Annotated in this window: 12 protein-coding genes; 5 read left to right on the forward strand and 7 right to left on the reverse strand. The window is 32.0% G+C overall.

Translation table 11 applies throughout. The features are described from left to right. Positions 1–5: 5 nt before the first annotated feature. On the forward strand, positions 6–743 hold the full coding sequence (locus ACXAHM_RS14705; protein WP_474961212.1) for a M15 family metallopeptidase: 738 nt from the start codon (positions 6–8) through the stop codon (positions 741–743). Between the two features lie 159 nt (positions 744–902). Further along, entirely contained in the window at positions 903–1,301 is a 399-nt protein-coding gene (locus ACXAHM_RS14710; RefSeq protein ID WP_474961213.1) for a hypothetical protein, read from the forward strand. A gap of 91 nt (positions 1,302–1,392) precedes the next feature. Here the strand turns inward: ACXAHM_RS14710 and ACXAHM_RS14715 are convergent, their stop codons facing one another. The 5 genes from ACXAHM_RS14715 to ACXAHM_RS14735 form a co-directional block, all read right to left on the reverse strand. Next, positions 1,393–1,668: a hypothetical protein gene (locus ACXAHM_RS14715; RefSeq protein WP_474961214.1), complete on the reverse strand. Its 276-nt coding sequence runs from the start codon at positions 1,666–1,668 to the stop codon at positions 1,393–1,395. Positions 1,669–1,691: 23 nt separating this feature from the next. Continuing rightward, on the reverse strand, positions 1,692–3,671 hold the full coding sequence (gene ppk1, locus ACXAHM_RS14720; RefSeq protein WP_474961215.1) for a polyphosphate kinase 1: 1,980 nt from the start codon (positions 3,669–3,671) through the stop codon (positions 1,692–1,694). A gap of 146 nt (positions 3,672–3,817) precedes the next feature. Then, positions 3,818–4,384 carry a chalcone isomerase family protein gene (locus tag ACXAHM_RS14725; RefSeq protein WP_474961216.1) on the reverse strand — a complete coding sequence of 189 codons (567 nt, stop codon included), beginning with the start codon at positions 4,382–4,384 and terminating at the stop codon, positions 3,818–3,820. Between the two features lie 117 nt (positions 4,385–4,501). After that, positions 4,502–7,567 carry an ATP-binding cassette domain-containing protein gene (locus ACXAHM_RS14730; protein ID WP_474961217.1) on the reverse strand — a complete coding sequence of 1,022 codons (3,066 nt, stop codon included), beginning with the start codon at positions 7,565–7,567 and terminating at the stop codon, positions 4,502–4,504. Positions 7,568–7,698: 131 nt separating this feature from the next. Further along, positions 7,699–8,607, reverse strand: a complete 909-nt coding sequence (locus tag ACXAHM_RS14735) for a hypothetical protein (RefSeq protein WP_474961218.1) — start codon at positions 8,605–8,607, stop codon at positions 7,699–7,701. Between the two features lie 135 nt (positions 8,608–8,742). Between ACXAHM_RS14735 and ACXAHM_RS14740 the strand changes: the two genes are divergently transcribed. Then, a complete protein-coding gene (locus ACXAHM_RS14740; protein ID WP_474961219.1) occupies positions 8,743–9,312 on the forward strand; it encodes a hypothetical protein in 570 nt (189 codons plus the stop codon). A 42-nt stretch (positions 9,313–9,354) separates the two neighbouring features. Here ACXAHM_RS14740 and ACXAHM_RS14745 read toward each other — a convergent pair whose 3' ends face one another. After that, positions 9,355–10,437 carry a complex I subunit 1/NuoH family protein gene (locus ACXAHM_RS14745; protein ID WP_474961220.1) on the reverse strand — a complete coding sequence of 361 codons (1,083 nt, stop codon included), beginning with the start codon at positions 10,435–10,437 and terminating at the stop codon, positions 9,355–9,357. A 316-nt stretch (positions 10,438–10,753) separates the two neighbouring features. Here ACXAHM_RS14745 and ACXAHM_RS14750 point away from each other — a divergent pair, with 316 nt between their 5' ends. Then, positions 10,754–13,297: a DUF5686 family protein gene (locus ACXAHM_RS14750; protein WP_474961221.1), complete on the forward strand. Its 2,544-nt coding sequence runs from the start codon at positions 10,754–10,756 to the stop codon at positions 13,295–13,297. Between the two features lie 35 nt (positions 13,298–13,332). Further along, the gene (gene ispF / locus ACXAHM_RS14755) at positions 13,333–13,812 is read left to right on the forward strand and encodes a 2-C-methyl-D-erythritol 2,4-cyclodiphosphate synthase (RefSeq protein WP_474961222.1); all 480 of its coding nucleotides are present in this window, start codon (positions 13,333–13,335) and stop codon (positions 13,810–13,812) included. A gap of 40 nt (positions 13,813–13,852) precedes the next feature. On the opposite strand, the gene ACXAHM_RS14760 is transcribed toward ispF, so the two are convergent. Next, entirely contained in the window at positions 13,853–14,479 is a 627-nt protein-coding gene (locus ACXAHM_RS14760) for a hypothetical protein (RefSeq protein WP_474961223.1), read from the reverse strand. Between the last annotated feature and the right edge of the window lie 27 nt (positions 14,480–14,506).

Raw genomic sequence — 14,506 nt, forward strand, 5'->3', positions numbered from 1 at the left:
TTCTTATGTTTAAAAATACTTTTATTTTTTTAGTTTGCTTAGGACTATTTATTAGCTGTGACAACAAACCAAAACAAATTTCCACTCCACTTACAGAGCTTGAGTCGGATACAAATTCTAAAACTGATACATTAATTCAACAAATGATCAGCCAAAAAATGGCACAACAGAAATATTGGGATGAAATAAAAAATCTTCCAGATTCTTCCTTTGTTGAGTTAGTAAAGCTAGATAGTATGTTTGTGTTAGATATACGATATGCCACCACCAATAACTTCACAAAAACAGTCTTGTATCCATGTGCAGAGGCTATGCTTCGAAAAGTTGTCGCCCTACAGCTTGTAAAGGTACAACAAGAACTGATTAAAAAAGGATATCGACTTAAAATTTTTGATGGTTATAGACCTTTAAGTGTCCAATGGAAAATGTGGGAAGTCTACCCAGACAGAAGATATGTTGCAGATCCTAAGAAAGGTTCATGGCACAATAGAGGTTCTGCAGTCGATCTAACGCTCTGTACTTTAGAAGGTAAACAAATAGAAATGGGAACGCCTTATGATTTCTTTGGAAAGGAAGCTTGGCCAACTTATACCGATCTTCCCAAAGATGTATTAAAGCACAGAAAGTTACTTGCTGATACCATGTGGAAGTTTGGATTTAGACCAACTTCTACAGAATGGTGGCATTATTCTTACCGTCCAAAGAACTTTGCAGTCTCTAATCATCCACTAAATTGTAAATAGTGGTTCAAAAAAATAAAAAAACGCTTAATAAAGTACTGTAAGATACCGATTTATAAAAAAAATGTATACATTGGAAATGGATATAACAAGGTTTCTAACCTAATTGTTTTTATCTGTATCGTCAATTATTTTATTAATCATGAACACCCCGCTTCCAACATGATTGTATTCAAGAATGAATCAGGATTTGTAGAATGGGATACCATCACAAATACGATTATTTGTAACTGGATAACTGTTTCTCGTACTTCAAAAATGGACGAAGTAATTCAAGCCATTATCGAAATCAGAAATGAAAACAAAATTATAAATTACGTTTCGAATAGAAGCCAACTAATTTATAATTGGTCAGGTATTAAAGAGTGGAAATTGTTTCAAAAAAATGATGAAAGCTCTAACAAAAAGTTTAAAAACATTTTTGTTATTGACCCTAAGAAAGAATCCAATCAAGTGCTATTTGGTAATTTAAAGAAGATATTCAACTTCAAAAGTTACAAATACACGACCTTTAAAAGCTTAAAAGTGTATCAATCACTTTCCAAAAGCCAAGTGGTTTAAAAAAATAGCCTACTCCTTTTTATAGAGAAGTAGGCTATTTTTCAAGTAGACCATTATAGTAAATCCATTATTGGTTTAATTGTAAACAAACTTATCTACAATAGGAACTAGTTAATACCTTATCAATTATATCATTTCGGCTCCACTTGTAGCCTTTGACATATATTGTTATTTCATAGGTATTATTAGAAAATGGTAATTTAATTGTATCAAAACTAACTATTTCACCAATTGCTTGATCTTCTAAAAGAAGGTGTTTTCCAATTATTATTTCTCCAATCAAAAGTTCACAGACAAAAATTAAGTTATCTATACTATGAAAATCTCTAAATATACCATTGAGTTTTAATTTATTTTCTGTCTTCATATAAAATTGTTTTAGCACTATTTCTAGTAGACCATTAAATTCATTTCCTTCAAATATTTATAAATTCTAGTTTGTGAACCCATTTCTTTGTTGCCATTTGACAAATATTGATTCCCTTGAGTTTGATCTATTATCCTTCCCTTTACAGCGTCTTCCCACTGTATTTGCATAAATTTCTTGACCTTTTCAAAATTTTCCTTGTCTAAAACAGGTGTTATTACCTCTATTCTATGATCAATATTTCTTGTCATCCAATCTGCAGAACCTATGTACATCTTCTCATCTTCTCCCTCTCCAAATAAATAAACTCTAGCATGTTCTAGATAACGATCAATAATACTAACAATCTCTATATTTTCACTTTGACCCTTTACTCCTGGGACTAAACAGCATATTCCTCTCACAATCAACTTTATCTTCACTCCTGCATTGCTGGCTTTATATAATTGTTTGATCATTTTCGGGTCCTCTATACTATTCAATTTTAAGAATACATTCCCGTTCTTCCCTTCTTTAGCTTTTTTTATTTCTTTATCTAATAACCTTGTAAAATGATCTCTAGAGGTAAATGGAGATACAATTAAATTTTTGATTTTTGGCACAATCAACTCTCCTTCTAAAACTCTAAATACCTGATTTACTTCTTCAGTTAATTTTTTATTTGCTGTCAAAAGCCCATAATCTGTATAAATCCCAGCCGTTTTTTCATTAAAATTGCCTGTTCCAATGTAAGCAAAAGCACTATCTTTCTTTTGGATAAATAAGATTTTAGAATGCACTTTAATTCCAGGGTAACTATATCTCACTGTTGCTCCAGCACTTTCTAAAGCTTTTCCCCACTTAATATTATTCTCCTCATCAAAACGAGCCTTTGTCTCAATAAATACAAATACTTGTTTTCCATTTTGTACTGCTTGGACTAATGCTTTTGCGATTTTTGAATCAGAAGACACTCTATACAAAGTAATCTTAATTGTATCCACTTCATCATCTTCTGCAGCTTCCTCAATCCATTGTACAATACTTTCATAGGATTCATAAGGAAAATGGAGGATTCTTTCTTTTTCTTCTAGTAATGAAAAAGTTGTTTTTTCTTCTTTAAAATAATTGGGTGTTAAAGCTTCTTGCTTTTCATTTTCAAGTGATGCCCCAATTGGGTTTGGCAATCCAAAAAAGTCTTTAAGGTTATGATACCTACCCCCCATTACAAGATCAGTATCATTGATATCTAATGAGTTTTTTAAAGCCATTAATGTATGCTCGTCCACTGATGCATCAATTAATGCTCTTGTAATTTGTCCTACTTCACGATTTGACAATGAATCTTTTATTTTTTCTAAAAGATTTCCAGAATATTCATCATCAATATACAACTCTGCATCTCTAGAAATTTTCAAAGCATAAAATGTTGTCTGATATTCTTGATTAAGGTTATACTTTAAAATATCATCGATATACGTATACAAATGTCCCTGTGGAGATAGTAGTTTTATAAAACGATTGTTGGATGGAATTTTAGCAATCATCAAACCCTTCTCTTCATTTTGAGCAACAAGGTATAATTTTTCATTTTCCAACTCTAAATGATCCACGAAGGAAATTTCTTGTTTTATGGAATGAAAATAATTGACAACAAATTTTTGTTGTTCCACATTATATTGCTGCTCATTTAATATTTCAATATTATGCTTTTTAAGCTCAGGGAAAAGCTCATTTTTTAATACTTTACCTAAACGTTCTCCTTGACGATCTACTTCCTTTTTAATTTCTTTTAAAAGTCGATTTGGCTTTGTGATTAGTTTTTTTCGAAGGGCTTTATCTAAAGTCTTAATTTGACGAATATCAGATACTCTGACTTTAAAAAATTCATCAAGATTAGAAGAATATATTGCCACGAATTTTATGCGTTCATACAGAGGATTATTTTTGTCTTCTGCCTCTTGCAACACTCTTTCATTAAAACGAAGCCAAGAAAGATCACGATTGAAATAAGTATATTTCATATTAAAAAAATGCAATTCTAAGTTTTTCTCAACAATAATACTCTAATCTAAGGAAAACATAAAATAGAATAGATGATGATTCTGTTAAATACAAAAAAGGGTTTCAATTAAGCATTGAAACCCTTTTCAGTTGGAAATGTTATTGCTTATTTAGCACCTAACATTAAGTTTTTAAGCTTTTTATCAGCAGGTTTGTTTCCTAACCAAATACCAAATAAAGCTCTTTGGAAGTCCTCACCTTCAACTGTTGTTAAAAGTTTGTCATTCTTATATGCTTTTAATGAAGTACCAGTAGTTGTAAATTTAAATACATCTCCTACTTCGATTTCTTCTTTAAATACACCGATAAAGTTATCGATTTGAGACTGTAAGCTAGACGTGTCTCCATTTAATGAGTTTTCAAAACCTTCTCTTACAGAGTCTTCCATCTTTTCAGCAGTAATTAAGCTTGAAATGATGTCCAATTGGATCATTTTCAACTCCTTGCTATATAGAATCTTGTTTGCATCTGAAGTTTTCGATGGTAGATATAAACTTCCAACATACAATGAAAGGAAGTACTTCGATCTTACTCCAGCTCCATTCAGTTGTAAAGTTGTTCCGTCTACTTCCACTGAGTTTTGTAATGTTACATCAGAAACTTCAGTAGTTTGTGCGCTTACAGAAAATACAGAAAGTACCGCAAGCATTAATGCAAAAAATGTTTGTTTCATTCTTATTTAATCTAAAAAGTGTGTTTAAACAGGTTTTAATGTGTGTATTTAAATCAAAAAACACAATGACTTAACTATCAAATATAAGTAATAATAGTTTATGAATAAACGTTCATTCTAAACTCTTATTGCATCTTTGTATGCTAATTTTAATTCAATCCACTTCACAAGTCTAGATAACAACCTGTAATACAATGCAATAAACAGTAGAAAATACATTACCCAAAGAATACAAATGTTAAACCAGAAAGTGCTATACATTTTTCCTGCAAAATATTTTTTAGGGGAGAAAAAATGAGTTCTAAAGTCAAAAATGTGTTTTCCCTCATTTGGAAAATTGTATACTGGATAAATCTTTTGAACTAATTTTGATCCATACTCTACAATTCGTTTCTCTGCTATGACATTCGTAACAAATTCAGTGATTTTATCATTTGTATAAACATCTCGCTGATGTAGGTAATTTTCTTTACCCATATCTTTCAACATCTGTTGTACTTTTTCTTCTTTTTTCTTTTTCCAATAGATGTACGCCATATTCACATGTTCTCTTGCTTCAACAAAGAAAGCATGAAGTTCACTTGCATCTTTAACAGTAAATTTCTCAGGTGAAAAATCAATTTTCAACTTCAATTCAGCACCAAAATCATCATTGCCAACAAACTTTTGAGATTCATGATCTAACAATTGCAAATTATCTACAAATCTTTCTTTTGTTACTTTAGCCCCATCTTTATTGTATAAATAGATTTTACAATCTTCCAGTTTACTAATTAAAGTAGGAATATAATAGGTCCTTAAATAGTCTGTAGAGTGAATTTCCACATCTATATCGAAGAAGTTTTTCTCAAATACATTATCTGAGAATTGCTCTACCATTAGTCCCTCAAAGGCCCATCGAGAAGCCATTAATTCACCAACCATAGGCACTTTACCATCTTGACTTTTGAAGACAGGATTGATATTAGAATATTGTACTACTACACCTCCTAGAAGTAATTGGGGAATTAGAATAATAGGTATTAAAATATATACAGTAGCGACAGATTTAAAGGCACTGGATACATTTAGTCCTATCATATTGGCCACGCATGCAGTAGAAACTAACATGAGGAAATATTCTAAATACAAACCTTTGATGCCCATAATTGAATTGCCTATTAAGACAAAAACAAAAACTTGGATGGCTGACATTCCTGAGAGAATTGCCATCTTTGAAAATAAATAAGACTTTTTACTTAGAGATAAATAGACTTCCCTTTTCCGTATCTTACGATCTTTAATTAGTTCCTCAGCACTAATCATAAGCCCCAAAAAGAGGGAAACAATAACTGCCATGAAAATATAAGATGGCATGTTCATATTCTCTCTAAAAACATAATCAATTCTATTTCCTAACTCATCTAGATGATAGAAATAGACAATCAATGAAAGCATTAAGGCTAATAAAGGTGCTTGAATTAGATTGACAAAAACATATTGTTTGTTATTGAACTTTGTTCGAATGTCTCTTGAAGCAAAAATTTTGAACTGTTTTAATTTAGAAGGTAAATCTAAAACACTCTTAGGCTTTTGCTTTACTGTTTCAACTTCTGGTAACTTGACATGTTTTTTATATTTTTCAAACCAATACTCAGGGTTCCACTTTCTCTTTCTTGTTCTTCGCCCATATTCATCCAAAACTTTTGATTCTATAATTTCAAAAACTTCTTCAGAATCTACATTTCCACAACGCACACATTCACTTTCTACTTCAGCATATCTTGCTTCAGATTTAAAGTAACTAACCGCATTGACAGGGTTACCATAATATACAGGGTAGCCTCCTACATCAAGTACAAGAAGTTTATCAAACATCTTATAAATATTGGAAGAAGGTTGGTGAATAACCACAAAAATCAGCTTCCCTCTATTGGTCAATTGACGCAATAAATCAATTACATTTTCTGAATCTTGAGACGACAAACCTGAAGTAGGTTCATCTACAAATAAAACGCTTGGTTCTCTTAATAATTCAAGACCAATATTCAAACGTTTTCTCTGTCCACCACTTATTGTTTTTTCAAGAGGATTTCCAACTTTTAGATCCTTTGCTGCATATAAACCAAGATTTTCAATGGTTTTAATGATAATCTTTTCTAACTCTTCTGGCGGTAAATGAGCGAAACTTAATTTCGCAGCATAGTAAAGGTTTTCATAAACTGTGAGTTCTTCAATTAAAAGGTCATCTTGTGGAACGTATCCAAGGACACCTTTCACCTGTTCAGGATGTTTATGAATATCAATTCCGTTAATTAATACTTCACCCGTTTTCGGTTTATGCGTTCCGTTTAATACATTTAATAATGTAGACTTTCCTGATCCACTTGCCCCCATTAAGGCTACCATATTTCCACCTTCTTCACGAAGATCTATATCATGTAGACCTTGTTTTCTACCAAAGAAATAATTGATTTTGTTGGCTTCAAACGAGATAGGATCAGATGATTCACTACCAATGAAGATTGCAGCGATTTCAGAATGGTATAAATTGATGGTTGTTGACCCTCGATGAATCTTTATTACTCCACCAACATCCAATGGTTGAGCACGTCCGACCTTCATTTTTTCACCGTTGATTACAAAGCTTTGGCCAGTATTAGTCACTTTCACAAAATACATTCTCACCAAAGGCATATAAAGAACCGCGATTGGAATACTTACTTCCTCTTTATAAAGATACTTACCTCCTTCTACTATTCCCCTATCTGTATTTGAGATGACTAAACAGCTAGATATTTTTGACAACTCCTCTACATCATCAGTATTCATGAAGCTTTGCATTCTGTCTAATCGACTAAAATCAAGATTGAATGCATCGCAAATTACCTTCATTATGGCTTGTTCATCTTCAGAAAACACCCCATTAGAATAGGCTAACTCCAGAAGATCAATAACTAAGATAATTCTTTGGCGTAGGGTAAGATCATCCGCTGCAGAACTCGCAATATCAAAGATTTTATCTTCGTTTACTTGCTGTCTTGCTTGTAATTCAAAAATTTCTACATACTTGTTGGTATTACTTTCATGTAGGGTATTTCTTAAGTACTCTTCTAAAATATCTAATGCTTCATCTATTGAACCATCAGCACACGCCATAATTGCAAAAAGTTTGGTAAGAGATCTTAATACCTTCTCGTTCATAAATAAGAGTGTTTCTAAAGCGACATTATCGCTTTACTAATCAATTTGTTGTCGTAATAGTGACATAAAGAAACAAAAAAAGTCCTGTGTTTTCAAACACAGGACTCTTAAATCATGTAGTTTCTTATAAACTATTTAGAAACTGTCATTTTTCTTAATTTTTCAACGATTTTAGAGATACCTTCTAAGTCAGCTGCCTTTAATTGGTAACCACCTTTGTTATCTTTTAATTTTTCGTCAAAGTTTAATTTATCAAATTCTTTTTGTAAATCTTGGAATGCAGCGAAGTATTGTAACGCTTGCTCATTACCTGATTGTAATGGCTCTAAGATTTGTACAATTGCATCTACTGAAGAACGTTGCTTAGCAATAGAAGACATTAAATCTACTAATAAAGCATCTCTTGCAGCTTCTGGTAAATCTTTAGGAGCATTGTTTACTAAACCTAAAGAAATATGTAAAGCTTCTAAAGTAGTACCTGTAACAATTAAAGCTGCTACATCATACTGAGAATTTGTATTCAAGAAAGTCTTTACTTTACCTTCAGACTGTGAGATTACTTTAAGCATTGCATCTTTATCAGATAAAGATTTTTCTAATTGCTCACTTAAATCTTCACCCATTGCTTGAGAAACACCTAACTTATCAGATAATGTTTTGGCAGTTGTGAAATAATCAATTGCTTCTTGTGCCTTACCAAATGCTGATAAGTAAGCAATGTCTGAAATATATACACCAAAATTTAATGCTGCAGAAGCTTCTGTTAAAGTATATGCCTTCGCATTATCTCTACTATTTAATAATGATGCATCAAACTCAGCTCCACTTCTTTCCAATAATACTGGAATAGCAGTTGGTTCGGGTGCATTATTTAAAATAATATTGAAATCTGCTTTAGTTGCTTTTTGAGCTGCAATTTCTTTTTTCGCTTCTTCTTTTTTTGCAGAGTCAGATGATCCTCCACATGCTACTAGAGTAGTCGCTAAGCCACAAGCTATAGCCACTTTTCCTAATTGTCTTAATTGTGAGCTTAATGCCATAATATTATTTTCGATCAGGTTATGTCATAAAAAAATTCAAAAACAAAAATAATCGTTAATCTTTTATATAAAAAAAATTCAACATATTCCTTGAAAAAAAAAAGATTTTATAAGAAATGATCTTAACTTTGCAATATGGAAAATGAACTTGGTTTTATCTCACAAATGTTTGATACTCTGTATCTATTCCCTGAGGAATTGGAAGATGTGGAGATCCCAGAGGAGGAATTACAGGATGAAAAAAAAGTAGAAAAAAAATCTTCTACAGAGGAAAAATCACCAGAAATCACCCCTAAAAAAGTTATTAAAAGACAATTACCCACTGATTATTATGGTGAAAATAAGAGACATATCGTCGTACTTATTGAACATAGTGGTGTAGATATATTTAGAAGTAAAGAATTTCAACTTTTATTAAAAATTCTAGGAGCATTACAGCTTACCTTACAAGAAGTTGCCGTAATCAATGTACTAGAACAAAAAGAAAACCTAGAGTCGTTGATAGAGAAGTTGGCACCTGAATATTTCCTCTATTTCATCAATAATAATAAAAGCCCAATTAGTGGTGATGATGTAGTAAAATACATACCAACCGAGATAGATGGCAAACAAGCTGTTGCCGCCGATGGCTTAACAAAATTATTATTAGACGTAGAGAAAAAACGAGAGTTATGGATGGCGCTAAAAGCACTATTCGAATTATAAAGAAAGACCTTTCAGTAATTGAACATTGAAAGGTCTTTCTTTTTATATCATTAATAATCGCCAAATTCCTGTAATAAAAACTAGCAGCAAACCGGCAGGAGTTAGATACTTCCAACATAAAGTCATGAGTTGATCAACTCTCAAACGAGGATAAGTCCATCGTATCCACATTTGTACAAATACTAAAAATAGAGATTTACTCATTAACCAAACAAATCCCCAAATAAAACCGGATAACTCTCCCATTGTACCTGTCGTCCAATCAGCTAATCTAACACTTCCAATATTAATTAAAGGAGTATTCCATGATCCTAAAAATAATACTGTAGCAAATACAGAACCTAATAACATGACACCATATTCTGATAACATCATAAATGCGAAACGCATTCCTGAATATTCAATATGATATCCCGCTATAATTTCAGACTCCGCTTCTGGTATATCAAATGGGGCTCTATTTGCTTCTGCTAAAGAAGAAATGAAGAAGATAATAAAGGCAAAAAACAAGAATGGATTTCTAAAAATATTCCAAGATAAAATCCCTCCTAACTCTGTGACCTCAAGACCTAAAAACTTTAATCCAAAAAGGTAATTTTCATCTGCCGAAAATAAACCTTGTTGAAGAGAAATCATTTCAGTATTTAAACTCTGTGAAGTCATCACTACACAAAGTACTGAAAGTCCTAATGGCACCTCATAGGAAACCATTTGTGCAGCAGAACGCATCGCTCCATATAGAGAATACTTGTTATTTGAACTCCAACCTGCTGCCAAAATCCCCAATACTTCTAATGATAAGATGGCCAAAACATAAAATACACCCACATCAGTTGCAGATCCATAAATCCCATTTGTAAATGGCAATACAGCAAACCCTGCAAAGACAGGCATAAATATTAGAAATGGAGCAACTTTAAAAATCGTTTTATCAGCTGCTTTAGGTATGATATCTTCTTTTAAAAGTAATTTTAATATATCTGCTAAAGTCTGTAACAAACCTTTAGGACCCACATTTACAGGACCTAATCTATCTTGAATCCAAGCTGAAACTTTTCTTTCCGCATAAACCCCAAATAGTGCAAATACTAATAAAAAAGGAAGATAAAATAGAAGTGCTAGCATAGTTTTTCTTTATTCCTCTGTAGTAATAACACTGCAAGTTAATCAATCATCTGCTTAACAAAAAGAATAGTTTTAATTTGAATTGACATTTCGAACCTCTATTTACTTGAAATTGATTACAAAATTTTAATTTTCAGATAATTAGTACTATTAATTGAGTGCAATTCTTACAATTTTTCAAAAATGTTTGTTACGTTTAACTTAATTTAATAATTTTGCACTATTACTACATTCTAGATTTCTTTTGGAATTTCTTTTTCAAAGCAATCTGATTTTTTAATTACAATTAATCTTTTAGACTAAAATTCGCACTATTTTGAAAAGATTTTTATCAGTATTGATATTACTATTTTCGTATAATGCATTTTCTCAAAATAGTATTAAAGTTACTGGTCAAGTAATTGATCAGAAAACTAATGAATCTATACCCTATGCTAGTGTTTATATTGAAGGAACAACAATTGGAACACTATCAGATTTAGATGGAAACTTTTCGATTCAAGTCCCATCACCTATCTCTAAAAAAGTACTAATCGTATCTTTTATGGGATATTCTGAAATCAAAAAGAAGCTTAACGATAAGCTAGTTGCAAAAGGTATTAAGATCAAGCTTAAGGAGAATGCGAAGCAGTTAGACGAAATCGTTATTCGTACTAAAAAGTGGGAGAACCCTGCATGGGCAATCATGAGGGCCGTACAAAAAAATAAGTCCTTGAATAACAAGGAAGGGCTTAAAGCGTATCAATATGAAAGTTATACCAAAACAGATATTTGGGTAGGTAATGTCAACGAAAATTTCAAAAAGAAAAAAGTAGTTCAAGGTATTCTTGATTCTTTTGAAAATTTTGAAAAAGTAACGGATGAAACAGGACAGCCTATTATACCAATATTTGCTTCTGAATCACTTTCAAACTTATTCTACATTCGAAATCCTGACTCTAAAACAGAAGAGATTTTGAAATCTAGAATTAGAAGTTTGGGGCCTGATGATGATGAAATGGTATCACAAATTGTTGGTTCTTCTTTTGTTGATTTCAACCTATATAAGAATCAATTTAATTTCTTGAAAAAGAGTTTTATCTCTCCAATCACTTCGGAATGGAGAAACTATTATGATTATACGTTAGACCCTAAAAAGGTAGATATAAATGGCGTTACATGTCATAAAATTGATTTTGAACCCCGACGTGAAGAAGACCTTGCTTTTGGAGGTACCATTTATATTGCAGACTCTACTAATCATTATGCTTTAGTAAAAATTGACGCAACATTAGGTCAAGGTGCAAATATTAACTTTGTAGATAGTGTTCGTATTGACCAAACATATAAACCTATCAAATTAAGTGAGACAGAAACCGCTTGGTTACCTTCTCATCAAGACTTTATTTTGTCAGTGGGTAAAATAGCTGATAAATGGGCAAAAGTGAAAATTAAAATTGATGTTAGAAATAAAGATTTTATCGTAAACCACCCAAAACAGAGATCTTTTTATGATCAACCTGTTTTAGTATCTACTGATGCCTATTTAAATAGTAATGAAGACTATTGGAGCCAACACAGACATGTTGAACTTTCTTCCAAAGAACAACAAGTTTTCTCGATGATTGACTCAGCGGAAGAAACACCAAGGGTTAAAATGATTGCTGGTATTGGTGATATTGTTATTAGTGGACATAAAAAAGTAGGGCCAATAGAATTTGGACCTGTACCTTATGTATATGCAAGTAATAGTGTAGAAAATCATCGCTTTCAAGTTGGTTTTAGAACTAATAATGAATTCAGTAATAAATTTTCATTATCAACTTATACTGCTTATGGCACAAACGATAAGGAATGGAAATATGGTGCAAATGCTCGATTGATTCTTGATAGAGAAAAATGGAGTGTTTTAGGCGTTCGATATTCAAAGGATTTATCTCGAGTGAGTGTCAATCAAGCCAATTTCAATTCTAGACCTATTTTCTTAGCATCTCTTCGTTGGGGAGATATGCGTTATCCTTACATGGAAGAAAATGGAAGTATTTGGTATGAAACTGATTTGATCAGAGGATTGAATGTAATGGGTCGATTCAGTAAAAGACTTATTACTCCATTATTTCCATACAGTAGAGATGGAGAATTTGTAGATGGAGTTCCTGTTTATGATCAATTAAATGGATCTGAATTCTATTTTAAATTAACCTATGGTTTAGGGCATAAATTTGTAGCAACGAGAGCACATCAAAGAAAGAAAATTTCTCAAGATAACCGACCTCGTTTCTTTATGGATTATACTGTTGGCTTACCTGATTTCTTAGGAAGTAATTACAGTTATCAGCAAATTCGTGTAGGTATGGAACAAAGAGCTCAATTAGGTAAATACGGAAACACTGAATATACATTATCTGCAGGTTACATTCCTACAGAAGCTCCTTTCCCATTATTAGCAATGCCTTTTGGTAATAATGTTCCTCTTTTATATAACAAGTTTGCATTCAACTTATTGGACTTAGGTGAATTTGTGGGTGATAGATGGGCTTCTCTACAATTAATGCACCGTTTTGAAGGTAATATCCTGAACAGAATTCCATTCATTAAAAAATTAGGTTGGAGAACGGTTGGTATTTGTAACATTATGTATGGTGATCTTTCTGATAAGAATGCAAATCAAAATGTACAACCACAACTTCTTCCAGGTGAAACATATGATCCTAGCAGACAATCAAAACCTCTACAAAGTGACATGCCTTATGTCGAAGTTGGAACAGGTATAGAAAATATCTTCAAAATGTTTAGAGTATACACGATCTGGAGAACAACCTATCATACACCTGATTCAAGAAATTTTGGCGTATTCTTCGCTTTTGGATTGAGTTTCTAAAATTCCTCTGATTATATTTGAAAAAAAATACTGATATGAAAATTAGAGTTGGACAAGGTTACGACGTTCATAAACTTGGAGAAGGTGAAGAACTTTGGTTAGGAGGATTAAAGTTAGAGCATACACATGGATTAATAGGACACTCTGATGCAGATGTTTTAATTCATGCAATTTGTGACGCTATTTTAGGTGCCGCAAATATGAGAGATATTGGCTATCATTTTGCGGATACAGATCCTCAATTTAAAGGGATTGACAGTAAAATATTACTTAAAGATGTCATGAAAATCGTCAGAAATGAAGGTTGGGAATTTGGTAATGTTGACTGTACTATAGTGGCACAACGACCAAAAATCAATCCTCATATCCCTGCCATGAAAAAATGCATGGCTGAGGTAATGAATGTCGATGAAGAAGATATATCCATTAAAGCTACAACCTCTGAGAAGATGGGCTTTGTAGGACGAGAGGAAGGTATGGCTGTTCATGCAGTTGCCTTAATCACAAAAGCATAAAAAAATCCCTTTGTTTTTTCAACAAAGGGATTTTTCTTTTTTAAGCATTTATATAATATAAGCCTTCCAAATATATTTTCTTATCGGCTTTACTATTCTCACTTTCCATCATTTCCTTTAAAACACCTCCAATTATAATTGTTTTCACTGGAAGTCTTTGTTGATCTTTAGATTGAGCAACAATAATTTCTTGAGACGAATATTCATCTACAATTTTATAGAGTTCATATTCATCCATCATAGGCATTAACATAAAAGTAGTGACATTACCTGACATGCCTGGAACCATGATAAATCCTTTAAAATTTGAACTACTATCAATTAATTTAGGCACACCTTTAACAATCGCATTAGAAGTCTTAACTGTGGCTTCATTTGTTATACTTGATGTAAGATGTTTAGATTTATGTTTTTCAAATAAACTTTGTAAAGTACTATCTAAACGCCCAATGATATCTTTTTTATTCTCATCATTTAAATCTGAAATAGACATTTCAAAGAATAAAATCATTTGTTGTTTACTACTAAAACCTCCACCTACTTTACCTAATTCTGCAGATTCTATTAAGCCGTCTTTGGCTTTCGTCAAAAAATTATAAAACCTACCACCGTTATCAAGTGATTGCATTGCATCAGTAAGTGAACTATATGGTATAATATTTTTCATAAATGGTTTATTTATGTGAATATGGTT

This window comes from Flammeovirga sp. AWQ4_249 (assembly GCF_056161045.1).